This window comes from Streptomyces sp. NPDC051322, assembly GCF_040689485.1.
Classification (GTDB): Bacteria; Actinomycetota; Actinomycetes; order Streptomycetales; family Streptomycetaceae; genus Streptomyces.
On record NZ_JBFBAK010000012.1, the window covers coordinates 1 to 26,818 of the forward strand.

Consider the following 26,818-nt stretch of genomic DNA (forward strand, 5'->3'; position numbering starts at 1 on the left):
CCTCGGCGCACTCCAGCACGATCCGCGACCGCTGGGCCAGAGCCTGAGCCGTCGTCCGGCGACGCACCCAACCCTCCAGCACCCCCCGCTGAGCAACAGTGACCGACAACGGCGGAATCTTCGGACCCGGACGACTCATGCCCAACCAACGACGAATCTTCGACTCAGGTCACTAGTACTCCAGTCGTAGATCGTGACCTTCACGCTTTGGCGGCTTGTCGCAGGTAGTGGCTGGCCTGGGATCGGGCCTGGTGGCGGCGTCGCCAGGTGGACCAACCGAGCCGGTGGGCGGCGCTGTGGGCGGGGCGGACGACGAGGGCGATGAACAGGCGCTGGATCTCGTTGCAGGTGAGCGGTATGAGGGAATCGGGTGCGGGGTGGCGGGTGTGTTCGTCCGCGCGGACGACGGCGAGGAAGGCGTGCGCGAGCATGGCCAGGGTTACCCAGCGCGACCAGGACGGGTAGCGGCGGACCTGGTGCTCGTCCAGTGCGGCCAGGCCCTTGCCGGACTGGAAGAACTCCCCCACCCGCCACCTTGATCCAGCGACTCGTACCAGCGTGGTCAGCGGCACCGGTGTGGGCGAGTAGCAGTGGTAATAGGCGAGTTCGCCGGTGCTGCGGTTGCGGCGGATCAGCAGCTGGCGACTGCCGGGGCCGGGGCCGGCCAGGTCGATGACGGCCCAGTCGTAGAAGCGGCGCCCCTTCGCTCCGGCCCCGGCAGACAGCTTCTGCCAGGCCCGCTTGGGTACCTTCTTGGCCAGGTTGTCCGCACGGAACTTCCCGGCGCCGGTGGTGACTTCGTGCGAGCAGGCCACCGCGAGGACGTAGCCGGTCCCGCGTTCCTCCAGCGCGGTTCGCAGCTTCGGGTTGCCGCCGTAGACCTCGTCGCCCGCAACCCACGCGGCCCGATGACCGACGTCCAGGAACCGGGCGACCATCCGAGCGGCCAGCTCCAGCTTGGTGGCGAAGGAGGTGTCCTCGGATAGACCCGCGGCGCGGCAGCGGTCGGGGTGGGAGATCCAAGAACGTGGAACATATATAGTTCCCGGTCCACCGCGGCGTGCCCGCGTTGGCCCGCGTAGACCAGGTAGACGGCGACCTGGGCGTTCTCGATCCTGCCCGCGGTGCCGGTGTACTGGCGCTGGACTCCGACCGTGCCCACGCCCTTCTTCACGCCACCGGTCTCGTCGACCACCAGCACCGCCTGGTCGTCGTGCAGATGCTCCACTACGTAGCCGCGCACGTCGTCGCGGACCTGGTCCGCGTCCCACGAGGCTCTGCCCAGCAGGTGCTGCATCCCGCACGGAGTTGCCTCACCCACCCACTCGGCGATGGTCCAGCAGTTCTTGCGCGGCAGGTCCGACAGCAGTCCGAGCACCAATTTCCTTACCCGCCAACGCGGTTCGACCCGCGCGAACCTGCCTGCGATCCGGCCCATTAGACCCTCGAACGCCTCCTGTCAGCGGGCAGGGTCTACGCTGTGACCTGCGGCCATCGCGTGATCTTTTGTCTTCACACACTGATGATCGGCGGCGGCCGCACCAGGCTGCCCATCGCCCCCAACCTGTGACCGAGTCAATTGGCCGCCAGGTTACGCGTGATAGCCGGCCGACTCGATCAAGCCGCTGGGGCACCGCTCCAACCAGTTCCGGTGGCCCACCGTTCGGCCGCAGCCATCAGCACCTCCGTAGCGGGGGCCTTGATCTGCCCGTAGTCCAACAGGTTCGGCACGCTCAGCGCCAGCCGCTGCTTGAACGCCCCCCAGGCCCGGCGGGCGACCTCGTCCTCGCGCAGGTAGTCCCGAAACAGCAAGGCAAAGCGGGCGTTGGGTCCGGTGCCCTCCCGAAGGTGGACGTTGCATGAGCGTGCGCCGATCGGCGGCGCGAAGACGAGTTTGTGACACCGTCGGCCGCCGGAGACCTCGATGCGATTCCACCACTCAGGGCGACACCGGAAGCCGATCGCTGCGAGCAGCGGTGCGTCCCGTGTCTCGTCGATCGACCTCATCCGCACCTGCACATCGATGCAGTCCTTGGCCGGCAGGCCCGGTACCGAAGTGGATCCCACGTGATCGACCCCGAGCGCGAGGTCACCCAGCGCATTTCTCAACACCTCGGCAAGCAGCTCGAACTCCGCCGGCCACTGAGGCCGGTACTCAACCACGGCAACCTGACTGCGCTCATCGGGAAACGGCATATCGCCACACGATACATCCCGTTTGAGCGACCCCGCGGACAGCGAGACCTCATCGCGGGACCCGCCAACTGGACTGCTCAGAGCCCGACACGAACAAGGTCACGATCTACGACTGGAGTACTAGCCAATCACGTGCTTCAACTTCTGACATGACATCACCTTCCCGGATAGTAGGCTGTCGACTTCCACGGCATATCCCAGTTGACGATGACGCGAACGCCATTATGGTCGAATCGGGATGAGTTCCGCCCTTCCAGCTGACGCGGCCCGGCTTGCCTCAACGTGATTTCGACCTCTGCCGGCGAAGGTCTACCCATTGCCGAATTCCCATCACCCGTATGCCCGTTCACGAATTGAGTGATCTCGGCCAGGGAATATTCGCTACCCTGTCTTCCCCACCAAGGCGATCACCGCTCTTCCCGCCAAGCGGAACCCCGCAGTTCGGTCCTGAATTGTGAACGAGGACCGACGTAATCCCGCCAGCACATAGTACGTGTGCTATGCGACCCCTCCCCAACTGCGTCTTGGCAGGTCAGCGGCGGTTTGACGGTGCGCCGGGGTGCGTGCTCGTGCGCTGGCGTGCGTGGTTGTTGCCGTCACCGCTGCCGTCAGGTGTATAGACCACTGGTCGGGCTACGGCAGGAGTGTCAGCGCGGGGACGTGGGCGGGCTTGACGACGCTGAAGTGCCGCCGGTCGAGGGTGGCTACTCGATCCACGCCGAAGCGCTCGGCCACCGCGATGACCGAGGCGTCGACCCCGCCGAGCGGGAAGTCGGCGTACTGGAGGACCAGCTCCCCATGCGCGTCAGGTCGGCGGGAGTGAGGTGCACCAGTTCGAATGTTCCCCGTGCGACCTCGGCGAGGAACGCCGCTTCGACCTTGGGCCAGCGCTCCAGCAGCCAGCAGACCTCGGTCATGACCGGGCTGGGCAGCAGACGGCGGCCGGTCAGCGACGTCAGGAGGGAGGCGCACTCCGGGTGACGCCGGTCGGCCGCGTTGAACGCCGCAGCCAGGGGTCCGGTGTCCAGGACCGTGGCGATCACGCCGAGTCGCCGAAGCGCTCGCGCATTCGCTCGCGGATGTAGTCGTCGTGCCGTTCCGCCAGATCCTCTGGGCCATTCACGCTGCCGATCAGGGCCAGCAGCCCGGCCGGGACCGACTCCTCGGCCTCGTTCGCGTCGGCTGCCGGCAGCGGCTGGGCCACCTGGGACAGTTCCTCATCCTGGGTGACAAGCAGGCGCAGGCGTCGCACCTGGGCCGGGGAGAGCCGGTCCACCAGTTGGTGCATGTCCTCGTAGTCGTACGCAGCGGTCACCCCAGCAGTGTAGGACGGCCCCGCGGCCTCGGACAGCTGGATCGGCGGAGGTTCACCCCTGCTGGCGTGCGGGCAGTCGCCGTGCGCCGCTGGGGGTCCCGCTCCCCGCTGGAGGCAGTGATCCTGATCAGTCAGAAGACCACCGGCGATGCCATCCCCACGTTCATCCGTGACGTGTGCCCCATCGGGCTGTCCTTCGCGCAGAAGACGGTGGAGGCCGCGGTGGCCGCGCTGGGTGAGGACATCCGCAACTGGCCCGACGCCAGCCCGGTCACCTTGCAGGACCCCGCCTACGTCGGCGTCGCGGTGATGGCGATGCAGGCCAGGGCATGCCTGACGGGGCTTCATATTTGCCCTTGCGTGCCCTCGAAAGCCCCAAGTGAACTCACGGAACTGCATAAAGGCACAACCTCCGGTTAAGCACTCCCGGAAGACTCTCCGGTCCAGTTAGGCGCTTCCTCTACGGCACTCACCAACCCGCCAGCCAATGCAAGCGCCTGCTCTCGAAAGAAGCCGATCCTTTCGTAGAACACCTCCTCAGAGGGCATCATGACTGGAGCGGAAACCAATGCCGCAAACAGCACGTGAATCTCATTCAGCTGGAACTCTGAATTCGCCCCGGAAGCCTTCTCCATCACCTGCGCAGCGCTTGCGCGATCGACACCCAGGCGCACAATCGAAGGACGATCCCCATCGGGGCGATCCGCATGGAACATGAGCGTCTCGCAGATCAACTGCTTCTGCACCTCCGTCAACCGCAAGAGGACTCCACTGCGAGTCACCGTGGCTGCAACTCTCACCCTCATGGCGTCACATACCTCCCGCTTTCAAAGGCGCCTTGACTGTACCTAAACCCGTGGATGTTACGGCCAGTCGTCACAAGTAGCACACCTCGACTGGAGTCGTATGCCACACGCGATCCAGTCCTAGTATCCGTATGCGTCATCTTGCCTCGCCACGACGCAAAGTAGGAAGCCAACGCATCAGGGTCATGCCCGATACCAGGAAGATCGTGATCCGCGGCAGTGGAGGAGCCGTCATGCATCCTCTGCACCTGGTAATCGACTCCGTCGGCTACATCCGGGCCGTGCGCACCATCTATTCGGTCATAGGTGTCGTCATCGAGCCCGCCATTGACAGGATCCCTTCCATTGCAGTTGTGAACGAGTACCGGCGTGGCCCCCGCCAACACATAGTACGTGTGGAGTGTGTCGACGGTGAGGTTGTACATGTCGCCGTCGCCGGGGCGGACTGTGACCGCGGCGACGTAGGCGTGGCGGTTGTTCGGGGTGTTGAGGGCGTGGCCTGGGTGGAGTTGGCCGGCGGGGATCCAGGTGTGGAGGGTGTCGTCCCAGAAGGGGTGTTTGGCGTTTGTATGGAGGGTGGCGGTGGTCCCGTTGGTGCGGCGGATACGTAGGTCGATGAGGTCGTAGTCATGGTTGACGTGGGTGGCAGTGACAGTGTGAGGTCGTTGGTGCTTGCCGGTGGCGGGATCTGCGGCCTCGACCTTGTCGCCGGTTTTGATTTTGCCGATGGGTTTTGTTCCACCGTGGGCCATGAGGACCGAGGTCGCCGGGGTGAAGCTGCAGCCCCCGGTCTTGGCTCCCTTTGTGGCAGTGAGAGCCCCTTCCTCAGCCGCCTCGACTTCAGTGCCCTCTCCTCGCGTTGCCAGGATCAGGGCAATGTCGAATACGAGCTTTCCGGTTCCCTGGGCGGACCTGCCGTGTGAGTAATCGCCGTATATCTCTTGCACGCGCTGGGTCAGGCCTTGAACTATGCCTACTCCCGGCTCCTGTGCGAGCAGCAGGTATTCGAGCGCATCTCCGCAGTTGTCGCCACCGGAAATGCATTGCCAGTCCGCGATGAACTGCCGGTAGGGGGTCTTGGCGACCGAGATCACGGTGTTTTTTGCCTGATCGACTATTGTGTGGCCCACAGTGCCGAGCCAGCCCCACACTCCGCCACCGCCACCGCCACCGCCACCGCCACTGCCGCTGTGTGCTGTTCCTCCGTTGTCGATACCGTCGTAGTCGCCCGGATTGGCCTTCTTGATCTTCTTGACCTCGTCCTGGACGGAATCGACGCCGCCACAGCCGGCTTCGGGCATGCACACTCCGAGCCCGGTGGGATCGGTCAGCGTCACAGGATTGTTTTCGGCGTAGCCGTATCCGTTGAGGGATTGGGCCGCACCCGTATCGAGGAGCGGGTCGACGCTGATGAATTGGCCGGTCGTGGGGTCGTATTCGCGGGCGCCGATGTGGGTGAGGCCGGTGGTGCTGTCGTTGGTTTTTCCGAGGAAGCCCTTGTCGTCGGGCCATGCCTGGCCGGTGGGCTTGCCGCGTTCTGCTCCGAAGGGGTCCATGTGCCGTTTGGTGGTGGCCTGGGTGTTGTCGGAGGTGATGGCGAGGCTGGAGGTGTTGTGGTTGTCGCCGGTCAGGTAGCGGAGTTTTTCGGTGCCGGACTGGTTGGTGCGGACCGCGATGGGGGTGCTGCCGGCGGAGTAGTAGCGCTGGGCCCAGGTGGCGCCGTCGGCTTTGAGGTGGAGTTCGGCGGCACCTGCGTAGAGGACGCGTTCACCGTCCTGGGTGGTGCGGATGAGGAGGTTGCCGTCGGCGCCGTAGAGGTAGTCGGTGGCCTTGCCGTTCTCGGTGATCTTGGCAAGCTTGCCCTCGTCGGACCAGGCCAGGGCCTGGGTTGCTGTGGCGCCGGGGCGGCTGGTGGTGTTGCCGGTCTTGTCGTAGCTGTAGGTCTTCTCGGGCTTCGTGCAGTCCGTCGTAGTGGTGGTGCCGGTAAGAGTGTGGGGCTGGGCGCCGGTGTAGCAGTACGTCGTCTTCGTTACACCGGCCGTCTTGTGGACGGTTTCGCTCTGGCGCTGGCCGGACTGCGTGTACGTATAGGAGTCCCAGTACGGGGCCGGCCCCGACAACGAGCCCGCATCTGGGGCGGTGTCGCATTTCTGGGTGGCGGGCGTCCAGGCCTCGGTCAGGCGCTGATGGCCGTCGTAGGCGAAGCACTGGGTATCCGCGCTGCTGGTCCCGCCGAGAGTGGTGGGATCGGAGATCGCGGTGACATTGCCGGCCTGGTCATGACTGTAGTTGAGGTCCTGCAGCATGTACGGGTGCGTCTGGTCGGTGACGCTGCTGCGGGTCAGAGGCCCGGTGCCCTCCTCATACGTCTCGGCGACGTACAGGTTCTTGTTGCCGGTGCCGCCGGTGCCCAGGGTCAGCAGCTGGGGCTGGGCGAGGGCGGAGTAGTCGACGTCACGGAGGTAACCGGTGGCACCACCGACGGCGGTGAGGTCGCCGAGTTCGTCGTAGGTGTTCTCGACGATCTCGGACGGAAGTCCGCCCATGGCGGGCTCCTTGGTCTGCTGCAGGCTGTTGTCGATGTTGTAGTAGCGGTCGTAGTCCAGGGTGGACGGTTCGCCCGCCTTGACGAACGGGTCGCTGACCGGGAGCGTTAGCTCGTTTGCGACGGGGCGGCTGAGGCTGTCGTACTTGGTGACGGCCGTCGTATACGCCTGCCGGCCTTGCCGCCGACGTAGCGGGTGGAGGAGGTGGGCTGGCCCTTGAGGAGGGTGTCGTAGGTGTATTCGGTCAGCTGGTGGGCGTCGTCCTTCGTGCCGTCCCAGGTGCCGGTGACACGGCCCACCTCGTCATACGCGCTCAGGATCGCCTTGCCGCGGGGAATCGGTGGACTTCACCGCCTGGTCCAGCGTGTTGTAGGCGGTGGTCGTCTTGCCCTTGTCCGGGTCGTCAGCAGTGATCTTGCGGCCGAACAGGTCGTACCCGTACGCCCACTTGGCACCGTCCGGACCGGTCACCGACAGTTGCTGGCCGTCCAGGCCGTTGGTGAACTTCGTCGACGTGTACGAAGCACCCAGGGTCCCGCCGAAATCCGTATCCGTGGGGGTCGTACCGGCGTATTCGCGGGTCTCGGTGGTCTGTCCGCGTACGTCGGTGATGGTGCGTGTTGCGGAGCCGCCCTGGAGGGCGGTGGTGGCGGTGGAGTCGCCTGTGTAACTCGTGGCTGTGGACCACTTGTTCACCCCGTATGTCACCAGGGTGCTCGTCGTCGGCCGCCCCGCACCGTCGAAGACCGTCTCGGTCTGGGTGGGGGCCTGCCCGTACTCGGCCCGGGTGTAGGTGCCGTTGGGTGTGCTGGTGTTGTCGAAAACGTCCGCGTACGTCTCATAGGTCAGGCTCCGCGAGTCGTAGCGGGTGTCGGTCAGCAGGCGTGGCCTGGCCGCAGCCCCGAACCCGACGCCGCCGCCTCCGACGGGTCACTCGGTGTCGCGCTCCCCGCAGTGCCCTCCGTCGTGCTCGCGGACTCGACGCTCTGACGGGCAACCGCACCGGAGGGTTGAGCCGGGCTCGACTGGCCCGCCGAGTTCCACATCTGGGCAGGAGGCGCCCGGAACACAGTGTTCCCGTTCCCGTCCACCGCGGACAGATTCCCCGCCGCACCCGATTCGACCTGCAGCCCCGTCGTCTTCAGCCCGAACTCGAGCTTCTTCAACCCCGGGTCAGCTGCTGCCTGCGCCGACTTCACCACCAGCACATGCTGGAAGCTCTCCGCCGTCGCGGTCACCTTCAAGTCGACATCCGGCAGCACATCCCCATACACCGCGCTCGCACCGTCCAGCACCGGAACCGGTAGCTTTCCCGGCCACGACAGGGCCAACGACTTCCCCGCATCCGCGATCCGCGCCAGCGTCCGGTCGCTGCCACCGCCCGAGAACGACATATCCACCGCGGCAGCCTTCGGACCCACAGTCCCGTCCGCGTGCTTCACCAGGGTGGAATCCGGGGCCTGCCAGCCACCCCCCGGCTTCGCCACCCGCACCGGCACCGTCGACTGCTCCAGCGTGAACGTCGAACCGTCCGGATTCGCGAAGACCGTAGAACGATCCGTCCGCTCCCCCACCACCTCGACCCGCTGCCCCGACTTCTCCGCCGCCGCCAGGGCCTGCTGCCCCTCGGACAACACCGGAGCGTCCACCGCCGAAGCACTGTCCGCTCCAGACGTCGGTCCTGCCAACACCGCGCACACCGTCGCGAAAGCGGTCACCGTGACGCTCAGGGCATCCCGCCGACGGCACCCCCCAAACCGTCTGCCGACACGACTGCCCCACACCGACGTCACAGAACCCCGCCCCCAGAGTCACAGAATCTTCAAAGACTCCGGAAGGAAACACTGTGCGTTACTCACCGTCAAGGAGACGAACCGTGAGTTCCCGGGTGGCTGTCGTACCGAGCACCCTCAACTAGCCTGTTGGCGAGGTGAGTTGAGTAGTGCATCAAGTTCTGACAAAGAAACCTGACTCCGTCTTGCGGAAACGCCATGTGACCGAATCTCTCACCAAAGATCAACCGATAGCCGACATCGACAGTTAAGGCCGGTTCCGTACAACTGGTCGTTGAATCTCGCATCGGGGCAGCGAAAGAGAATGCCGGGGCAGCACAGGCTGACCTACCGCCGACCCGACCACTCCGGTACCGCCCCCGTCAGCTGGCAGACCATCAGGTACAGCGGGATCGGCGGCGTGTACGGCAGTGGGTCCTCCGGCCAGTGCAGCAGGCGCGGACGCGCGCCGGGGACGCGGGCGCCGCGGGCGTAGCGGACCTGGGGGGGCCAGGCGAGTTCGAGGTCCGAGCCGGCCGGGACGATCCACCACCACCAGTCGCCGTCGGCGAAGACGCAGCCGGGCTTGGGCAGTCGAGCCAGCAGCCGGAAGCCGTGGTGGTCGGGCACTCCGACGGCGTCACAGCCGAGTGGAGTGGAGAGCGTGGGCACGCGCGCGAGCGCGGTCCTCAGCACGGCCGCCCCGTGTCCTGCGCGAGCTCCGCCCAGACCAGCCGGCCAGGGCCGTGGAGCGCCTCCCGGACGCCCCATGCGCTGCTCACCGCGTCGACCAGGAGCAGGCCACGGCCGTGTTCGCCCTCGGGGGCGAGACAGAGCTGCGGTCCTCCGGAGGTATGGCCCTGATCCTGTATGGCGATGCGCAACTGCCCGCCGCTGGCCCGCAGTTCGCAGGCGACGTGGTCACCCGCCGTGTGCACGACCGCGTTGGTGACCAACTCGGAGATGATCAGGAGTGCGGTGTCGCTGGTGTCCTCGGAGAAGTCCCAGCAGGCGAGCCGGTTCCGTGTCAGGCGGCGGGCGCGGGCGACGGAATCGGTGCGTGCTGGTAATTCGAATACGTAGCGCCGTGTGTCACTGCCGGGGCACCGATCGATGAGCTGGGGGACGAGCGCAGTGCCTGGAGCCACAACCGAATCCTCACGGTGGGGGAACGGCGACTGCCGCGCCTTCCCCCACGGGCGCACGCCAGTCGCACAACTGGTTCACCGCTCTACTGTCCTCCGTCACGGACACCTTGGCAAGAGGCACTTTGAAAAGTCCAGAGTGACGTTTCCCCGATTGGATGGGCATGGCACACTGCTGAACAACTGCCCATGTGGAGGTCTCAGTTGAGTGAGCCGCGGTCCGCCCCGACCGTCGGCCAGGTCGTGCTCGGAAAGCGCTTGCAGGAACTGCGCGAGCGAGCCGGCCTGAGTCGCGAGCAGGCTGCCAAGGTACTCAGGGTCGCGCCGGCCACCATCCGCCGGATGGAGACCGCCGAGGTGGCGCTGAAGATCCCCTACGTGCAGTTACTGCTGAAGGCGTACGGGAACAACGAAGCGGAGGCCGATGCCTTCATCGAGCTGGCGGAGGAGGCCAATCAGCCCGGCTGGTGGCATCGTTTCCACGGCATCCTGCCCGACTGGTTCAGCATGTACGTCAGCCTGGAGGGCGCCGCCGCGCTCATCAGGGCGTACGAGCCGCACTTCGTGCCCGGGTTGCTGCAGACCGAGGACTACGCACGGGCGGTGATGCGGAGCGGTGCCGTCGGGGAGACCAGCCCCCAGGACATCGACCGGCATGTGGCGCTGCGGATGGAGCGTCAGTCCCTGCTGAGCCGGCCCGATGCGCCGACGTTCTGGGTGGTGATGGACGAAACGGTCCTGCGCCGGCACGCCGGGGGGGCCGCCGTCATGCGCGGGCAGGTCGACCGGCTGCTGCAGGCGGCAGACCTGCCGAACGTCACGCTGCAGATCGCGGAGTTCAGCGCCGGCCACCACCCGGGGACGTACGCCCCGTTCGTCCTCTTCCGATTTGCCGTACCCGAGTTGCCCGACATGGTCTACAGCGAGTACCTGACCGGCGCCGTCTATCTCGACGCGCGCCAAGAAGTGGCTGCCCACCTCGAGGTCATGGACCGCATGGCGGCGATGTCCGCCACAGCACAACGCACGAAGGAGATCCTCAGGGATTTCCGCAAGGAGCTGTAATGAAGCACATATACAACGGCATGCCTGCCGGGGATCTCGGCGCCGAAGGCTGGCACAAGCCGTGGAGCGGTGGGAACGGAGGCAACTGCGTAGAAGCCATGAAGCTGTCCGACGGCCGGGTCGCCGTGCGTCAGTCCGCCGATCCGGAAGGCCCCGCTCTCATCTACTCACCGGGTGAGCTGGCTGCGTTCATCCAGGGCGCGAAGTCGGGACAGGCCGACTTCCTTCTCACCTAGCAGACACCTGGCAGCGGCTGGCAGCGGCTGGCAGACACCTGGCAGCGCCCGAACGCCGGGGGTGCCCTCCGGACCGACCACCGACCGGACCGGAGGGCACCCCCGAGACGTGCCGCGGCTCAGTGGCCCCGTCCCAGCCACTCCGGCAGGCCGGGGGCCTCCGCGCCGATGGTGGTCGGGTCGCCGTGACCGGTACGGACCACAGTGGCGGAATCGAGCGTCAACAGCCGGTCACGAATGGACGCCACGATCGTCGGGAAGTCCGAGAAGGAGCGCCCCGTCGCGCCGGGTCCGCCCTGGAAGAGCGTGTCCCCGGTGAAGACCGTGCCGAGCGCCGGGGCGTACAGACAGACCGCGCCCGGGGCGTGGCCCGGGGTGTGCAGCACGGTCAGCTCCACACCTGCGACCGACAGGGTCTGTCCGTCGGTCAGTTCGCCGTCGGGGGCCCGGTCCGGGTGGGTCAGCTTCCAGAGCGGCAGGTCGTCGGGGTGCAGGAAGATCGGCGCCCCGGTCGCGTCGGCGAGCGCCGGAGCGGCGTCGACGTGATCGTTGTGCGCGTGCGTGCAGACGATCGCGCGCAGCGTACGCCCGGCGAGCGCGGCCTCGATGGCGGCGGCGTCGTGGGCCGCGTCGATGACGATCGCTTCGTCGTCGTCGCCGACGATCCAGACGTTGTTGTCCACGTCCCAGGTGCCGCCGTCGAGCGAGAAGGTGCCGGAGGTGACGAGGTGGTCGATACGGGCGGCCATCAGAACTCCACCACCGAGCGCAGAACATCGCCTTGCTGCATCCGCTCGAAGGCCTTCTCCACCTCGTCGAGCCGGATGGTCTCGGTGACGAAGGCGCCGAGGTCGATGCGGCCCTGCTGGTGCAGGTCGATGAGCATCGGGAAGTCGCGGGACGGCAGGCAGTCGCCGTACCAGGACGACTTGAGCGCCCCACCGCGGCCGAAGACGTCGAGCAGCGGAAGCTCCAGTCGCATCTCAGGGGTCGGCACGCCCACCAGGACGACGGTGCCGGCCAGATCGCGGGCGTAGAAGGCCTGCTTGTACGTCTCCGGGTGGCCTACCGCCTCGATCACCACGTCCGCCCCGAAGCCGCCGGTCAGTTCCCGGATCGCCTCGACCGGGTCCGTGGAGCGGGAGTTGACGGTGTGGGTGGCGCCCATCTTCCGTGCGGTGGCCAGCTTCTTGTCGTCGATGTCGACGGCGATGATCCGGGCCGCGCCGGCGAGCCGTGCGCCGACGACGGCCGCGTCGCCCACTCCGCCGCAGCCGATGACCGCGACCGAGTCACCGCGCCCGACCTGGCCGGTGTTGATGGCCGCGCCGATGCCGGCCATCACCCCGCAGCCGAGGAGTCCCGCCACGGCCGGCGAGACCGACGGGTCGACCTTGGTGCACTGCCCGGCGGCCACCAGGGTCTTCTCGGCGAAGGCGCCGATGCCCAGGGCGGGTGAGAGCTCGGTGCCTCCGTCGGCCAGGGTCATCTTCTGCTTCGCGTTGTGCGTGTCGAAGCAGTACTGCGGCCGGCCGCGCAGGCAGGCCCGGCACTGGCCGCACACGGCGCGCCAGTTGAGGATCACGAAGTCGCCGGGTGCGACGTCGGTGACGTCGTCGCCCACCGACTCCACGATTCCGGCGGCCTCGTGGCCCAGCAGGAAGGGAAAGTCGTCGTTGATCCCGCCCTGCTTGTAGTGCAGGTCGGTATGACAGACCCCGCAGGCCTGGATCTTCACCACGGCCTCCCCCGGTCCCGGATCCGGGACCAGGATCGTCTCCACGCGGAGCGGCTCGTTCTTGCCGGGGGCCACGACCCCCTGGACCTGCTGCGTCATGCCGTCAACAGCCTTCCGTGTCACCGGGCGGTTTGTCGCCCCAGTCTTGCAGGCCCGTCAGTCTTCCAGGCCCGGGCGCTCCGCGGCGACGGCTGCGACCCGGCCGCGGACCACGAACCAGCCGCCGACCAGAGCGGCGGCGATCAGCGGAAGGCACTCGATGGTCGTCCGGCCCACTCCGCCGCCCCACCACATCAGGAAGGCGACACCGGCGAGGAAGCACAACGTGACGATCTGGGTGTACGGAGCCCAGGGCAGCCGGTAGGCCGGACGGCTGACCAGGCCCTCCCGTGAACGCTGCCAGAAGAGCAGCGAGCAGATCATGACCATGCCCCAGGTGCCGAGGATGCCGATGGAGGCGAAGTTGAGGACGATCTCGAAGGCCTTGCCCGGCACCAGGTAGTTGAGGATGACGCCGAGGACGCCGAAGCCGGCGGTCAGCAGGATGCCGCCGTAGGGCACCTGGCCCTTGTTGAGCCGTCCGGTGAACCGGGGGGCGGAACCGGACAGCGCCATCGAACGCAGGATGCGGCCGGTGGAGTAGAGCCCGGAGTTCAGGCTGGAGAGCGCCGCGGTCAGCACGACCAGGTTCATCACGCCTGCCGCGCCGGGAACGCCGAGTTTGGCCAGCACGGTGACGAAGGGGCTCTGTCCGTCGGAGTACGCGGTGTACGGGAGCAGCAGCGCCAGCAGGACCACCGAGCCGACGTAGAAGATGCCGACCCGCCACATGATCGAGTTGATCGCCTTCGGGATGATCTTCGCGGGGTTCTCGGTCTCGCCGGCCGCGACACCGCACAGCTCGACCGAGGCGTAGGCGAAGACGACACCCTGGATGACCAGCATCATCGGCATCACACCCTTGGGGAAGAAGCCTCCGTGGTCACCGATCGTGGCGAGGCCGGGCGTGTGTCCGTCGACCGAGTGCTGGGTGACCACCAGGAAGATCCCGATGCACATGAAGACGATCAGTGCGGCGACCTTGATGATCGCGAACCAGAACTCCATCTCGCCGAAGTACTTCACCGAGATCAGGTTCGCGGTGAGCACCACGGCGAGTGCCACCAGGGCGCAGACCCACTGCGGGACCGAGCTGAACATCGCCCAGAAGTGGGCGTAGGTGGCGGCTGCCGTGATGTCGGCGACGGCGGTGGTCGACCAGTTGAGGAAGTAGAGCCAGCCGGCCGCGAAGGCGCCCTTCTCGCCCATGAACTCGCGCGCGTAACTGACGAAGGCGCCGGACGACGGGCGGTAGAGGACGAGCTCGCCGAGGGCGCGTACGACGAGGAAGGCGAAGGCGCCGCAGACCGCGTAGGCGATGGCGAGGGAGGGACCCGCGCCGGCCAGACGGCCGCCCGCGCCGAGGAAGAGTCCGGTGCCGATCGCGCCACCGATGGCGATCATGTTGATGTGACGGGACTTGAGGTCCTTGCTGTAGCCCTGATCGCCGGCATCGACGTGGGGGGATGGGGCTGCCGCCGTGATGGTGCGGTCACTCATGTGGTGCTTCGCCTTACGTGGGGGGGACCGGTCGATCAAGGCGACAGCGTAGAGGGGCACACCGGGCACGTGAACCGAATGAAATCTTTGTCACATAACGTTTGAAATACCTTATGTCAGGGTGCGAGGACGTCGAGCTCCTTCAGGGCGCCGACTGCGATCTCTCTGGTGAGTTCCTCGGCGCGCGTTGCATTCCCTTCCCGTACGGCCTCTGCGACCTGCACATGCAAGGTTACGGCTGCCGGGTCGGGGTTCTCGAACATCACCTGGTGCTGCGTGCGACCGGTCAGGACCTCGGCGACCACATCGCCGAGTTTGGCGAACATCTCGTTGCCCGATCCGCGCAGCACCAGTCGGTGAAAGGCGATGTCGTGCACGAGGTAGGCGGGCAGCTGGTGCCCGCGCGAGGTGGCGACCATGCCCAGCGCCCGCTCGGTGAGCTCGGCGCACTGTTCGGCGCTGGCGTTCCGGGCGGCGAGCCCGGCGGCCACCGGCTCCACCGAGTAACGCAGCACGGTCAGTGACCTCAGCTGGTGCGGGCGGTCGGAGCCGGCCAGCCGCCAGCGGATGACCTGCGGGTCGTAGACGTTCCAGGCTTCGGTCGGCTGCACGGTGACGCCGACCCGGCGCCGGGACTCCACCAGGTGCATCGACTCCAGGACGCGGATCACCTCGCGGATCACCGTGCGGGATACCTCGAAGCGCTGGGCGAGTTCGTCGGTCCGCAGCACGCTCCCCGGCGGATACTCCCCGCAGGTGATCGCCGGCCCGAGGCTCTCCAGCACATGGGCGTGCAGCCCCCGGCCCTGAGTGGTCATGGCGACAGCCTACGGGGCCCAGCCCCCGGCCATAAAGTATGACTTTTATGTCACAGCCTCTTGAATACGTCGTACCAATGGGTTTCAGTTGCGCCACGGACCCGTGTCGATGAAGACAGCGCCGAAGAAGACAGCGAGGCACCACCGATGAGCACCCCCCGAGTCGTCGTCCTGATGGGCGTGGCAGGGACCGGCAAGACCACGATCGGTCCGCTGCTGGCCCAGGCCCTGGGCGTTCCCTACGCCGAGGGCGACGACTTCCACCCGCCGGCCAACATCGCCAAGATGTCGGCCGGCACGCCTCTGCAGGACGCGGACCGCTGGCCGTGGCTCGACGCCATAGGGCAGTGGGCGCACAGCCGAGCGGGGCGCGGCGGGGTGGTCAGCAGTTCGGCGCTCAAGCGCGCCTACCGGGACCGGCTGCGGGCCGAGGCGCCCGGTGTCGTCTTCGTCCATCTGACCGGAGACCGGAAGCTGATCGAGGAGCGGATGACGGAGCGCAAGGGCCACTTCATGCCCACCGCGCTGCTCGATTCGCAGTTCGCCACCCTCCAGCCGCTGGGCGATGACGAGCCCGGTGTGGCCGTCGACATCTCCGGAACCCCCGCAGAGATCACCGAGCGGGCCGTGGCGGCACTGCGCCGCCTCGATCAGTAGACCCATCCCCCGTCCCCACCGTACGAGCAAAGGAATCCACCGTGTCCAGTCTCAGCGTTGAGATCCTGGCAGCGGACGTCGAGCCGATATCCTCGGCCGGCCATGCGCAGCTGGGGATCGCCGTTCTCGCGGGCATCGCCGTCATCGTTCTGCTCATCACGAAGTTCAAGCTGCATGCGTTCCTGTCGTTGATCATCGGATCGCTCGTGCTGGGGGCGGTGGCCGGCGCCCCGCTCGACAAGGTCATCACCAGCTTCTCCGGGGGCCTCGGCTCCACCACGGCGAGCGTCGGCGTACTCATCGCGCTGGGCGCGATCCTCGGCAGGCTGCTCGCCGACTCCGGCGGCGCCGACCAGATCGTCGACACCATCCTCGCCAAGGCGAGCCGACGGATGATGCCCTGGGCGATGGTGCTGATCGCCGCCATCGTCGGTCTGCCGCTCTTCTTCGAGATCGGCATCGTGCTGCTGATCCCGGTGGTCCTGCTGGTCGCCAAGCGCGGCAACTTCTCACTCATGCGGATCGGCATCCCGGCGCTGGCCGGTCTGTCCGTGATGCACGGCCTGATCCCGCCGCACCCCGGCCCGCTGGTCGCTATCGCCGCCGTGCACGCCAACCTCGGCCTCACCCTCGCGTTCGGCCTCGTCGTCGCCATCCCGACCGTGGTCATCGCCGGACCGGTCTTCTCGAAGTACGCGGCCCGCTGGGTCGACATCCAGCCGCCGGACCGGATGGTTCCCGAGCGCGCCTCCGACGAGCTCAAGAAGCTGCCGAGTTTCGTCGCCACCGTGAGCACCGTGCTGCTGCCCGTCGTGCTGATGCTGGCCAAGGCGCTCGTCGACATCGTCATCGACGACCCGGCCAACACCGTCCAGCGCGTCTTCGACGTCATCGGCTCGCCGCTGATCGCCCTGCTCGCCGCGGTCATCGTGGCCATGTTCACGCTGGGCCGTGCCGCCGGATTCACCAAGGGCCGGCTGGCGACCACCACGGAGAAGTCGCTCGCCCCGATCGCCGGTGTGCTGCTGATCGTCGGCGCCGGTGGTGGCTTCAAGCAGACCCTGATCGACACCGGCGTCGGCCAGATGGTGCTGGACGTCTCGAAGGACTGGTCGATCCCCGCGCTGCTGCTTGCCTGGCTGATCGCCGTGGTGATCCGTCTCGCGACCGGGTCCGCGACGGTGGCGACGGTCTCCGCCGCCGGTCTGGTCGCCCCGCTCGCCGCCGACATGTCGTCTTCGCACGTGGCGCTGCTGGTCCTCGCCCTCGGTGCCGGTTCGCTCTTCTTCAGCCATGTCAACGACGCCGGGTTCTGGCTGGTGAAGGAGTACTTCGGGATGAACGTCGGGCAGACGATCAAGACATGGTCGGTGATGGAGACGATCATCTCCGTTGTCTCCATGATCTTCATCCTGCTGCTGTCGCTGATCGTCTAGTCGGCCCGTCGTCCCGTCACGGTCCGTTGCAAGGAGGCCCCCGTCATGGCACATCCGCTCTTCGACATCGGCGGCCGTACCGCACTGGTCACCGGCTCCAGCCGGGGCATCGGCCTGGCGCTCGCCCGGGGGCTGCTCGAAGCCGGCTGCACTGTGGTCGTCAACGGGCGGGACGAGGACCGGCTGAAGGCCGCGGCCGACGAACTGGCGGACACCGGGGGCACGGTGCACACCGCGCCCTTCGACGTGACCGACGGTCGGTCGGTGACCGCCGGGATCACCGCGGCCGAGGAACAGGCCGGTCCGCTGGACATCCTGGTCAACAACGCCGGGATGCAACTGCGCGCACCGCTGCTGGAATTCACCGACTCCGACTGGCACCGGATCGTGGACACCAATCTCACCAGCGCCTTCCTGGTGGGCCGCGAGGCGGCCCGGCGGATGACCGGGCGGGGCCACGGAAAGATCATCAACATCTGCTCGCTGCAGAGTGAGGTGGTCCGGCCGGGCATCGCCCCCTACGCCGCGACCAAGGGAGCGCTGAAGATGCTCACCAAGGGCATGTGCGCCGACTGGGGCAGGTACGGCATCCAGGTCAACGGCCTGGGGCCCGGTTACATCGAGACCGAACTGACCCGGCCGCTGGTGGAGGACGAGGAGTTCAGCGCCTGGGTCCGGGGCAGGACCCCGGCCGGGCGCTGGGGCCGGACCGAGGACCTGGTGGGCGGCGTGCTCTATCTTGCCTCCCCCGCCTCGGACTTCGTCAGCGGCCAGATCCTGTACGTCGACGGCGGAATGACGAGCGTGCTGTGATGCGCGGATGCGTGATCCATGGAGCCGGCGACCTCAGGATCGATGAGCTGCCCGAGCCGGTGCCCGGTCCCGGTGAGGCTGTCGTGTCGGTGCGGTACGGCGGTGTGTGCGGCTCCGATCTGCACTACTGGCGCCACGGCGGCGTGGGCGACTTCCTGCTCCACGAGCCGATGGTGCTGGGGCACGAGATCGTCGGCACCGTCCATTCCTACGGCGCCGGAGTGGACGGACCTGCGGTCGGCACTCCCGTCGCCGTGCACCCGGCGACGCCGTGCGGACGATGCGCCGAGTGCCTGGACGGCCGGGCGCACGTCTGCCGGGACACCCGCTACCTGGGCAGCGCTGCCCGCACCCCGCACGTCCAGGGCGGCTTCGCCTCCCTGGTCGCCGTGCCGGCAGGCCAGTTGAGGGCTCTCCCCGAGGATCTTCCGCTGCGCCGGGCGGCGCTGGCCGAGCCGCTGTCGGTGGCACTGCACGCGGTGCGCCGGGCTGGTGCGGTGGAGGGCAAGCACGTACTGGTCACGGGGGCCGGGCCGATCGGCTGTCTGGTGGTGGCCGCGCTCCGGACCGCCGGCGCCGCAGCCGTGACGGTCACCGATCTGCTGCCGCGGGCTCTGGAGTTCGCCGCCGCGGCCGGTGCGACCACCCTCGTACGCGCCGACGACCCCGCGGATCCCGGGCGGCCCGACGAGGTGGACGCCGCCGTGGAGGCCTCCGGTTCCGCGGCCGGCCTCGACACCTGTCTGCGCACCGTGCGGCGGGGCGGCGTCGTGGTCCAGCTCGGCATGCTGCCACCGGGCATGAGCCCGTTCGCCGGGAACCTGGTGGTGAGCCGGGAGATCGAACTTCGGGGGGCGCTGCGCTTCGACACGGAGTTCGACGAGGCGATCGGGTTGCTCGGGCGGGAGTCCGGGCTCGATGAGCTGGTGAGTGCGGTGGTGCCGGTGGGGCGGGCGGTGGAGGCGTTTGCGTTGGCCGGGGATCGGGGGCGGTCCTGCAAGGTGTTGCTGGACTTCGGGGTGTGAGGGGGGCGCGCCTGCGGCGGGGTTTTCCCCTCCCCGCCCCTTCCCGAACCGGGGCTCCGCCCCGGACCCCGCTCCTCGATCGCCGGAGGGGCTGGAGGTGGCCGGCGTGAGATGGATGGTGTGGGTGCGTTGATGGCGCGGGTACGTTGATGGGTCGGGTGCACCCCGGCCATCAGTCCTCGTCCAGCCACAGCGGATGCTCGCGCTCGGCCCAACCCCGGCGCACCCATCCCGTCCGCATCCCCCGCCGGGACTCCGGATCGCCGATGGCCATGCCCACATGTCCGGCGATCACCACACCGACCGCCAGCGCCAGCCAGTCGTGGATGAACGTCGCACTCGTGCGCCATACCAGCGGCGCCAGGTGCGTGAACCACATCAGCAGGCCGGTGCCGAGCATCACCAGCGCCGCTCCCGCGATCCAGCCCGCGTAGATCTTCTGGCCGCCGTTGAACTTGCCTGCCGTGCGCGGTGAGCCGTCCCGGCGCAGTGCCGAGCGGAGCCAGGCCCGGTCGTAGGAGGCGAAACGGTTCAGGTGGCCGAGGTCGTCGCGCAACGCGCGGGAGACCAGGCCCACCAGGACCGGGCCCGGGAGCAGCAGGCCCGACCATTCGTGGACGGTGACCACCAGGTAGCGCCGGCCGACCAGTTCGGCGAGCTGGGGTACGTACAGGCAGGCCGCCGACGCGATGCACACCAGCATCAGGGTCGCGGTCGTACGGTGCACCCAGCGGACCGAGGGAGTGAAGCGGCGCACGTCAGACCGTGGGACGGTCGTCGCGTCCGTTGGACTTGCCGACCCAGGCGTCGATGTCATAGCCGCGCTCCTCCCAGTATCCCGGTTGTACGGCCTTGGTGACGGTGATGCCGGACAGCCATTTCGCCGACTTGTAGAAGTACATGGGGGCGACGTAGAGGCGGACCGGGCCGCCGTGGTGGTAGCTCACCGGCTTGTCCTGCATCTTCAGCGCCACCAGAACGTCCGCCCGGCGGGCCTGATCCAGGGTGAGGCTCTCGCTGTAGGCGCCGTCGAAGCAGGTGAAGCGGACCGCGCCCGCCCCCTCGCGCACGCCCGCCGCGTCCAGCAGCCGGGACAGCCGCACGCCCTCGAAGGGCGTGCCGGGGACCCGCCAGCCGGTGACGCACTGGACATCGCGGGTCAGGCGGGTCTGCGGCAGTCCGCGGAGAGCGCCGAGTGTGTAGTCGCCCGGCCGGTCGACCATTCCGTCGACGGTCAGCCGATAGCTGTCGGGGCCCTTGTGCGGTACCGAGGCGGTGACGGAGTAGTACCGGAACCCTCCGCCGTTCGGCAGCAGACCGGTGAGCCCGGTGGGGTCCTTGCCGGCCACCGCGCCCAGTGCGGCGTCCACCCCGCGCTGGATGTACGGAGCGGTGACCAGCCCGGCGGCGCCCAGACCGAGCATGCCGAGCACCAGGCGGCGGCCGACGGGCGAGCCTTCGGGGACGGGCCCGGCAGGGGCCGCCCCCTCGGGAAGGGACGCTGCTCGGTCGGATCGTTCTGCGTTCACACACTGATTCGAGCACTCGCGGCCGCCGGAGGCCAGTGAGCGCGGGCAGGCGTCAGAAATACGTCACATGTTCGCGGTCCCGGCAGCCGCCGCCTCGGCTGCCTTGTCGAGCTGGAAGGCTTCGTTGCCCAGTCCGATCCGGGCGTGCACGTCCGGCCTGGCCGAGCGCAGCACCAGTCCGTACACCAGGCCGCCGACCAGCGTCAGGCCGATGATGCCGGGCAGCAGCCAGCTGAGCACGGAGCCGGGTCCGGCGCCGACCAGGACGTCGAAGTCCTTGACGGTGAGCACCGCGATGGTGAGCAGGGCCAGGCAGGCCAGTCCCGAGGCCACCAGTCGCCACACCTGCGCGCGGCCGGCGCCCCGCTGTACGAAGAAGGCGATGACGGCGACCGATGCGGCGGCCATCAGCAGGATGATGCCGAGGGCGCCGATGTTGCCCATCCAGGTGAAGAGGTGCAGCACGGGCGCCGTCGGGTCCCCGGTGGGCTTGTGGTCGGTCACCGCGAAGGCGATGACCACGACCAGGGCGATGACGGTCTGCAGGAGCGACCCGGTGCCGGGCGCGCCGCTGGACTTGTTCGTCCGGCCGAAGGCGGCGGGCAGCAGGCCCTCCCGGCCCATCGCGAAGGCGTACCGGGCGACGACGTTGTGGAAGCTGAGCATCGCCGCGAACATGCCTGTGACGAAGAGGACATGGAGGACATCGGTGAAGGATTTCCCGAGGACGCCCTCGCTGAGTCCGAAGAGCAGTCCCGGACCGAGCTTTCCGGCCTGCGCGTTGATCGCGGACGGACCGGCGGCGATGGTCAGTGCCCAGGAACTGAGGGCGAAGAACAGCGCGACGAAGCCGATGGCCAGGAACATCACCCGGCGGACGACGATCTGCGGGCTGCTGGTCTCCTCGGCGTACACCGGCGCCTGTTCGAAGCCGACGAAGGCCGCGATGCAGAAGCAGAGCGCGGTGCCGAAGCCCGCACCGGTCAGGGTGTCGGGGTTGAAGGCGTGCAGCGACAGGCCCTCCTTCGCCGGGTCGGCGACCGCTGCCACATCGAAGATGATCACCAGGAGACACTCGATGAGCAGCAGCACACCAAGCACCTTGGCGTTCAGGTCGATCTTGAGCCAGGACAGTACCCCGACCACCGCGACCGCCGCCAACGCCGGTATCCACCAGGCGAGTTCGGTGCTCAGATAGGTGGCGAAGAGATTGGACACCTCGAAGCCGAAGATGCCGTAGATACCGACCTGCATCGCGCTGTAGGCGACCAGCGCGACGAAGGAGGCGCTGGCCCCGGCGGTGGCGCCGAGACCGCGGGCGATGTACGCGTAGAACGCCCCGGCGTTGTGCACGTGCCGGCTCATCTCGGCGTATCCGACGCTGAAGAGCGCCAGGACGACGGCCAGGATGACGTACAGGATCGGCTGGCCGACGATTCCCATCAGCCCGAAGATCGTGGGCATGACACCTGCGACGACCATCAGCGGCGCGCTGGCCGCGAGCACGGAGAGCAGCAGGCCCGCCGTTCCCAGCCGGCCGGCCCGCAACGCCTGTTCCTGGCCCTTGAACGTGCTGATCTCGGTGATCTCGCTCGTGCTCGAACTGCCCGTCGACATCGCGGGTCGGTCCCTTCGGTGAGGAATTACGCGGAGCCGAGCGCGACGCTGCGCGCGGCGATGAACGCCTGATACGGGTCCCGGTCCGGATAGGACCAGGGGGCCGGGGTGATGTGTGCACCGATCCGCTGCAAAAGGGCGGCCGCTTCGGCCTGGCGGCCGCCGTAGTACTTGGCGTGAGCGAGGAAGTTGAGATCGACGCGGTTGCGGGGGTGGTCCTCGCCGCCCCACTCCAGCCACCAGTCGAAGGCCGTCTTCATCACCTGGCGGGCCCGGCGCCCCGACCAGTGCGCGGAGCGTGCGGGGTCGGGGGGCTCCATACCCGCGGTGGCGAGCACCCGGTAACGCTCGGCGTGGGCGACCACCGGCAGTACGGCGAGCGGGGAGTCGGCCGGGGCCTGTTCGGCGGCCCAGGCCGCGAAGTCGTACACCTCGTGCAGGGGGTCCTGACCCGCTTCGGGCCGGTGTTCGGCGAGTCGCGCGGCCATCAGATGGTGGGCGTGATGGTGCTCCGGGTGACGCGAGCGGACCTCGTCGAAGAGGCGGCCGACCTCCTCCTCGGTGCCCCGGCTGCGGGCCAGGATCAGCAGCCCGAGCCAGGGCGTCGGGTCGGCCGGCGCCAGCCGTGCCGCGGCACGGCACAGCTCCCGCGCCCGGTCGTCGGTTTCCTTCCCGTCCAGTGCCCGCATCACCGTGGCGCAGGCGAGCAGCGTCGCGGCGTCCACACTTTCCGGCTCGACCAGCAGCCAGTCCTGGGCCCACGCCGCGGTGCTCTGTCCTTCGGCGAGTACGACGATGCGGTGGCCGCGCCGGTCCCAGTCGTCGGCGGTGGCAGTGAGCAGGGAGCTGACCGCGATCCAGCGTCCCTGCGCCAGCTGCGTGCGTGCTGCGGAGAGTTCGGAGTCGTCGAGAGCCGGGTCGGCGAGCTGGCCGCCCCGTTTGCGGGAGCGGCCGATGAGGGGAGGCATCCGGGGGGTTCCTCAGGGGCGCCGGTAGCAATGATCACGCACAGCAAACCGGTAGTGATAGCTCCACGTCAAGGCCGGACAGGACCGAAAGCGCTTCCCAACTCCCTTTGTGGCGCGGTGCTTTGCTGCGGCCCGGCGGCCTGACCTGCGGTGGTCCGTCGATGGGAACTTCGCTCATCGAACTCCGGAGCGCGTCAGCTCACCGCCCGGGCCGCTGCCCGCCCCGCCACCCGCCCGGAGAAGATGCATCCCCCGAGGAACGTGCCCTCCAAGGACCGGTATCCGTGCACGCCGCCACCTCCGAACCCGGCCGCCTCCCCTGCTGCGTACAGGCCCGGGAGGGGGCCGCCCCTGTTCGACGACGGCTCGCCGCTGTCCGTCAGGACGCGCGAGGAGAGGTCCGTTTCCAGGCCGCCGAGGGACTTGCGGGTGAGAATGTGCAGCTTGACCGCGATCAGCGGGCCCGCCTTGGGATCCAGGATGCGATGCGGGGCGGCGGTGCGGATGAGCTTGTCGCCGAGGTAGTTACGGGCGCCCCGGATCGACATCACCTGAAGGTCCTTGGTGAAGGGGTTGGCGATCTCCCGGTCGCGCGCGGCGATCTCCTTGCGCAGTTCGGTCTCGTCGATCAGCGGTTCGTCGGTGAGCGCGTTCATGCCGCGCACCAGGGATGCCAGGTCCTTCTCCACGACGAAGTCCGCGCCGTGGTCCATGAACGCCTTCACCGGCGCCGGCACATCGGCGCGGGCCCGCCCGATGACGTCGCGGACCGACTTGCCGGTCAGGTCCGGGTTCTGTTCGGAGCCCGAGAGCGCGAACTCCTTGCCGATGATCCGCTGGTCGAGGACGAACCAGGTGTAGCCGTACCCCGACTTCATGATGTGGTCGAGCGTGCCCAGGGTGTCGAAGCCGGGGAACAGCGGTACCGGCAGGCGCTTGCCACGGGCGTCGAACCAGAGCGAGGAGGGACCGGGCAGGATCCGGATGCCGTGTGCGGCCCAGATCGGGTTCCAGTTCTGGATGCCCTCGGTGTAGTGCCACATCCGGTCGCGGTTGATCTGGTGCGCGCCGGCCGCCTCGGCGACCCCGAGCATCAGCCCGTCCACATGTGCGGGCACCCCGGAGAGCATGTGCTCCGGTGGGGTGCCCAGGCGGGCCGGCCACTGAGCCCGTACGAGGTCGTGGTTGCCGCCGATACCGCCGGAGGTGACGATCACCGCCTGCGCCCTGAGTTCGAAATCGCCGGTGACCTCGCGGCTGCTGGCCGCACCGCGCTCGATGTCGCTCGCGGCGAGCACCTCGCCCGTCACGGTGTCCAGCGCCCCGGCGTTCCGGGCGAGACCCGTCACCCGGTGCCGGAACCTCAGCTGGACCAGGCCGCGCGCCACCCCTTCCCGTACCCGCCGCTCGAACGGCGCGACGATACCGGGGCCAGTGCCCCAGGTGATGTGGAAGCGCGGTACCGAATTGCCGTGCCCGGTGGCGTCGTATCCGCCGCGCTCGGCCCACCCGACGACCGGGAAGAACCGCATGCCCTGACGGTGCAGCCAGGCGCGTTTCTCACCGGCGGCGAAGTCGACGTACGCCTCGGCCCACCGGCGGGGCCAGTGGTCCTCCGGCCGGTCGAAGCCGGCCGTGCCCAGCCAGTCCTGCATGGCCAGTTCGCGGCTGTCCTTGATCCGGAAGCGACGCTGCTCGGGCGAGTCGACGAAGAACAGCCCGCCGAAGGACCAGTGCGCCTGCCCGCCGATGGACTGCTCGGGCTCCTGGTCGAGGAGGATCACCTTCCTGCCCGCATCGACCAGCTCGGCGGTGGCGACCAGGCCCGCGAGCCCGGCCCCGATCACGATCACGTCAGCGTCGTACGCCATGGGCCCCATCCCTGCCGGGTTACTAGTGAGTCACATCTTCGGTACGGGCCGGTTCTGCGTCAACCGTCCTTGTGGCGTCCACGATGGTGCGGGGCCGGCCGCAGGCACTATCGTCACCCGATACCTGCCCCCTGTTCGGCCGGTCTTGAGGTGGATCACATGTCGTTCCTGGTGCTTGCGCTGTCGGTGGGCGCGGCCTGCTGCCTCGGCTTCGGATTCGTGCTGCAGCAGAACGCCGCGCAGGACGCCCCGCTCAGTGACTTCCTCTCGCTGCGCCTGCTGCTCGACCTGGTCCGGATACCGCGCTGGCTACTGGGGATCGGGCTGATGGTGTGCGGGATGGTGCTGGGTGCGCTGGCGCTCGGTCAGGGTGAGGTGTCCCTGGTCGAGCCGCTGCTCGCGACCAATCTGCTCTTCGCCATGGCGCTGTCGCGCCACCGCACGGGGCAGCCGCTGGGCAGACAGGGCTGGGGCGGCCTCGCGCTGCTCGCGGGCGGGGTCTCGGCGTTCATCGTGGCGGGCCGGCCGCGGAGCGGTACGGCGACGGTCGATCCGGTGCGGCACTGGCTGATCATCGGCGTGGTCGCGGGTACCGCGATGGTCCTCACCGTCTGTGCCAAGCGGACCAGGCTCAGCTGGGGGCCCGCGCTGCTCGCCCTGGCCGCCGGGCTGCTGTACGGGCTGCAGGACGCGCTGACCCGGATCAGCGGACAGCGTCTGGGCGACGGGGGCTGGCTCGAGCTGAGTACCGGCTGGCAGCCGTACGCGGTGGTGGGACTCGGCGTGACCGGGCTGGTCCTGGTGCAGAGCGCCTTCGAGACGGCGCCGCTGCGGATGTCGTTGCCCGCGCTGACGGCGGCCCAGCCGCTCGCCGGGATCGCCTGCGGCGTGGGATTCCTGGGTGACCGGCTGCGTACCGACGCCGGAGCTCTGGCCTGGGAAGCGGCGGGGCTCGCCGGCGTCGTCGCCGGGATCGTGCTGCTGGGGATCCACCCGGCGATGCCGCAGGGGAGCGCCGAGGCGGCTCGGGAGAGAATCGCGGCATGACCCCTGCCCAGGCCGCCGGCTCCGGCTCCGACTCCCCTGTCTGCCCCGTGCCTCCCGCCTCACCCGCCTCGCCCGCCGACGAGATCCTCGACCTGGTCGATGCGTCCGACCGGGTGATCGGCCGCGCGCCGCGCGGCGAGGTGTACGCGAAAGGGCTACTGCACCGCTGTGTCTTCGTGCTGGCCCGGGACGCGGCCGACCGGATCTTCGTCCATCGGCGTACCCCGGTGAAGCTGGTGTTCCCCTCGCTGTACGACATGTTCGTGGGCGGCGTGGTCGGTGCAGGCGAGTCCTACGACGCGGCCGCGCTGCGCGAGGCGGAGGAGGAACTCGGCGTCAGTGGGCTGCCCGCTCCGACGCCGCTCTTCTCGTTCCTCTATCAGGGGTCGGGCCAGGGCTGGTGGTCCCGGGTGTACGAGGTGCGGTGCGAGATGCCGGTGCATCCGCAGGAGTCGGAGGTCGCCTGGCACGACTTCCTCACCGACGAGCAGCTGGCACACCGGCTCGGCGAGTGGGAGTGGGTCCCGGACGGGCTCGCCGCCTACCGACGGCTCACCGCGCGGCGGGCCCGATGACGGCAGCCGGCCGGGCGGGGCATGCACGATGCGCCTAGGGTCGG

General features: G+C 68.4%; 26 protein-coding genes and 3 pseudogenes. 9 read left to right on the forward strand and 20 right to left on the reverse strand.

Annotated elements, in window-relative coordinates:
• Positions 1–200 precede the first annotated feature (200 nt).
• From AB0436_RS25825 to AB0436_RS25840, 4 genes and pseudogenes are all read right to left on the reverse strand, one after another.
• A pseudogene (locus tag AB0436_RS25825) lies at positions 201–1,438 on the reverse strand (IS701 family transposase).
• A 179-nt stretch (positions 1,439–1,617) separates the two neighbouring features.
• Positions 1,618–2,196 (reverse strand): GrpB family protein, encoded by a 579-nt coding sequence (locus AB0436_RS25830; protein WP_366470322.1) that lies wholly within the window; start codon positions 2,194–2,196, stop codon positions 1,618–1,620.
• A gap of 704 nt (positions 2,197–2,900) precedes the next feature.
• Complete coding sequence (locus AB0436_RS25835) at positions 2,901–3,239, reverse strand: hypothetical protein (RefSeq protein WP_366470323.1); 339 nt, start codon at positions 3,237–3,239, stop codon at positions 2,901–2,903.
• Complete coding sequence (locus tag AB0436_RS25840) at positions 3,236–3,511, reverse strand: hypothetical protein (RefSeq protein ID WP_366470324.1); 276 nt, start codon at positions 3,509–3,511, stop codon at positions 3,236–3,238. Before AB0436_RS25840 ends, AB0436_RS25835 begins: the two co-directional genes overlap by 4 nt.
• 117 nt (positions 3,512–3,628) lie before the next feature.
• Here AB0436_RS25840 and AB0436_RS25845 point away from each other — a divergent pair.
• Positions 3,629–3,832 (forward strand): annotated as a pseudogene (locus AB0436_RS25845) (cell division protein FtsK); the annotation flags it as partial.
• Positions 3,833–3,927: 95 nt separating this feature from the next.
• Here the strand turns inward: AB0436_RS25845 and AB0436_RS25850 are convergent.
• The 7 genes and pseudogenes from AB0436_RS25850 to AB0436_RS25880 all read right to left on the reverse strand — a co-directional run bounded on the left by AB0436_RS25850 (position 3,928) and on the right by AB0436_RS25880 (position 9,783).
• On the reverse strand, positions 3,928–4,266 hold the full coding sequence (locus AB0436_RS25850) for a hypothetical protein (protein ID WP_366470325.1): 339 nt from the start codon (positions 4,264–4,266) through the stop codon (positions 3,928–3,930).
• Positions 4,267–4,313: 47 nt separating this feature from the next.
• Complete coding sequence (locus AB0436_RS25855) at positions 4,314–6,863, reverse strand: polymorphic toxin-type HINT domain-containing protein (RefSeq protein ID WP_366470326.1); 2,550 nt, start codon at positions 6,861–6,863, stop codon at positions 4,314–4,316.
• A 107-nt stretch (positions 6,864–6,970) separates the two neighbouring features.
• Complete coding sequence (locus AB0436_RS25860; RefSeq protein ID WP_366470327.1) at positions 6,971–7,162, reverse strand: hypothetical protein; 192 nt, start codon at positions 7,160–7,162, stop codon at positions 6,971–6,973.
• A gap of 4 nt (positions 7,163–7,166) precedes the next feature.
• Positions 7,167–7,571 (reverse strand): hypothetical protein, encoded by a 405-nt coding sequence (locus AB0436_RS25865; RefSeq protein ID WP_366470328.1) that lies wholly within the window; start codon positions 7,569–7,571, stop codon positions 7,167–7,169.
• A 179-nt stretch (positions 7,572–7,750) separates the two neighbouring features.
• A pseudogene (locus tag AB0436_RS25870) lies at positions 7,751–8,551 on the reverse strand (LamG domain protein jellyroll fold domain protein); the annotation flags it as partial.
• Positions 8,552–8,983: 432 nt separating this feature from the next.
• The gene (locus tag AB0436_RS25875; protein ID WP_366470329.1) at positions 8,984–9,406 is read right to left on the reverse strand and encodes a hypothetical protein; all 423 of its coding nucleotides are present in this window, start codon (positions 9,404–9,406) and stop codon (positions 8,984–8,986) included.
• Positions 9,325–9,783, reverse strand: a complete 459-nt coding sequence (locus tag AB0436_RS25880; protein WP_366470330.1) for an ATP-binding protein — start codon at positions 9,781–9,783, stop codon at positions 9,325–9,327. Before AB0436_RS25880 ends, AB0436_RS25875 begins: the two co-directional genes overlap by 82 nt.
• Before the next feature lie 201 nt (positions 9,784–9,984).
• Here AB0436_RS25880 and AB0436_RS25885 point away from each other — a divergent pair, with 201 nt between their 5' ends.
• Positions 9,985–10,845: a helix-turn-helix transcriptional regulator gene (locus AB0436_RS25885; protein ID WP_366470331.1), complete on the forward strand. Its 861-nt coding sequence runs from the start codon at positions 9,985–9,987 to the stop codon at positions 10,843–10,845.
• Complete coding sequence (locus AB0436_RS25890) at positions 10,845–11,081, forward strand: DUF397 domain-containing protein (RefSeq protein ID WP_365858054.1); 237 nt, start codon at positions 10,845–10,847, stop codon at positions 11,079–11,081. Before AB0436_RS25885 ends, AB0436_RS25890 begins: the two co-directional genes overlap by 1 nt.
• Positions 11,082–11,200: 119 nt before the next feature.
• Here AB0436_RS25890 and AB0436_RS25895 read toward each other — a convergent pair whose 3' ends face one another.
• From AB0436_RS25895 to AB0436_RS25910, 4 genes are all read right to left on the reverse strand, one after another.
• A complete protein-coding gene (locus tag AB0436_RS25895) occupies positions 11,201–11,830 on the reverse strand; it encodes an MBL fold metallo-hydrolase (protein ID WP_366470332.1) in 630 nt (209 codons plus the stop codon).
• A complete protein-coding gene (locus tag AB0436_RS25900) occupies positions 11,830–12,918 on the reverse strand; it encodes an S-(hydroxymethyl)mycothiol dehydrogenase (protein ID WP_366470333.1) in 1,089 nt (362 codons plus the stop codon). Before AB0436_RS25900 ends, AB0436_RS25895 begins: the two co-directional genes overlap by 1 nt.
• A 57-nt stretch (positions 12,919–12,975) precedes the next feature.
• Entirely contained in the window at positions 12,976–14,418 is a 1,443-nt protein-coding gene (locus AB0436_RS25905; RefSeq protein WP_366470334.1) for an amino acid permease, read from the reverse strand.
• A 116-nt stretch (positions 14,419–14,534) separates the two neighbouring features.
• On the reverse strand, positions 14,535–15,236 hold the full coding sequence (locus tag AB0436_RS25910) for an FCD domain-containing protein (RefSeq protein WP_366470335.1): 702 nt from the start codon (positions 15,234–15,236) through the stop codon (positions 14,535–14,537).
• A 147-nt stretch (positions 15,237–15,383) separates the two neighbouring features.
• On the opposite strand from AB0436_RS25910, the gene AB0436_RS25915 reads away from it, so the two are divergent.
• Genes AB0436_RS25915 through AB0436_RS25930 form a run of 4 tightly spaced genes read left to right on the forward strand, consistent with a single transcriptional unit; the run spans position 15,384 to position 19,167 of the window.
• Positions 15,384–15,893, forward strand: a complete 510-nt coding sequence (locus AB0436_RS25915) for a gluconokinase (protein WP_366470336.1) — start codon at positions 15,384–15,386, stop codon at positions 15,891–15,893.
• Between the two features lie 41 nt (positions 15,894–15,934).
• A complete protein-coding gene (locus AB0436_RS25920) occupies positions 15,935–17,329 on the forward strand; it encodes a gluconate:H+ symporter (RefSeq protein ID WP_366470337.1) in 1,395 nt (464 codons plus the stop codon).
• 45 nt (positions 17,330–17,374) lie between these two features.
• Positions 17,375–18,142: an SDR family oxidoreductase gene (locus tag AB0436_RS25925; protein WP_366470338.1), complete on the forward strand. Its 768-nt coding sequence runs from the start codon at positions 17,375–17,377 to the stop codon at positions 18,140–18,142.
• Positions 18,142–19,167 carry an L-idonate 5-dehydrogenase gene (locus tag AB0436_RS25930; protein WP_366470339.1) on the forward strand — a complete coding sequence of 342 codons (1,026 nt, stop codon included), beginning with the start codon at positions 18,142–18,144 and terminating at the stop codon, positions 19,165–19,167. The genes AB0436_RS25925 and AB0436_RS25930 overlap by 1 nt, the downstream gene beginning before the upstream one ends.
• Before the next feature lie 172 nt (positions 19,168–19,339).
• Here the strand turns inward: AB0436_RS25930 and AB0436_RS25935 are convergent, their stop codons facing one another.
• The 5 genes from AB0436_RS25935 to AB0436_RS25955 all read right to left on the reverse strand — a co-directional run bounded on the left by AB0436_RS25935 (position 19,340) and on the right by AB0436_RS25955 (position 25,152).
• A complete protein-coding gene (locus AB0436_RS25935) occupies positions 19,340–19,984 on the reverse strand; it encodes a cytochrome b/b6 domain-containing protein (protein WP_366470340.1) in 645 nt (214 codons plus the stop codon).
• Positions 19,926–20,591, reverse strand: coding sequence for a molybdopterin-dependent oxidoreductase (locus AB0436_RS25940; RefSeq protein ID WP_366470421.1), 666 nt, complete (start codon positions 20,589–20,591; stop codon positions 19,926–19,928). Before AB0436_RS25940 ends, AB0436_RS25935 begins: the two co-directional genes overlap by 59 nt.
• Positions 20,592–20,759: 168 nt before the next feature.
• The gene (locus AB0436_RS25945) at positions 20,760–22,313 is read right to left on the reverse strand and encodes an APC family permease (RefSeq protein ID WP_366470341.1); all 1,554 of its coding nucleotides are present in this window, start codon (positions 22,311–22,313) and stop codon (positions 20,760–20,762) included.
• Between the two features lie 26 nt (positions 22,314–22,339).
• Positions 22,340–23,281 carry a hypothetical protein gene (locus tag AB0436_RS25950; RefSeq protein ID WP_366470342.1) on the reverse strand — a complete coding sequence of 314 codons (942 nt, stop codon included), beginning with the start codon at positions 23,279–23,281 and terminating at the stop codon, positions 22,340–22,342.
• 194 nt (positions 23,282–23,475) lie between these two features.
• Complete coding sequence (locus AB0436_RS25955) at positions 23,476–25,152, reverse strand: FAD-binding dehydrogenase (protein ID WP_366470344.1); 1,677 nt, start codon at positions 25,150–25,152, stop codon at positions 23,476–23,478.
• A 159-nt stretch (positions 25,153–25,311) separates the two neighbouring features.
• On the opposite strand from AB0436_RS25955, the gene AB0436_RS25960 reads away from it, so the two are divergent.
• Entirely contained in the window at positions 25,312–26,199 is an 888-nt protein-coding gene (locus AB0436_RS25960) for a DMT family transporter (protein ID WP_366470345.1), read from the forward strand.
• The gene (locus AB0436_RS25965) at positions 26,196–26,774 is read left to right on the forward strand and encodes an NUDIX domain-containing protein (RefSeq protein ID WP_366470346.1); all 579 of its coding nucleotides are present in this window, start codon (positions 26,196–26,198) and stop codon (positions 26,772–26,774) included. The genes AB0436_RS25960 and AB0436_RS25965 overlap by 4 nt, the downstream gene beginning before the upstream one ends.
• Positions 26,775–26,818: the final 44 nt, after the last annotated feature.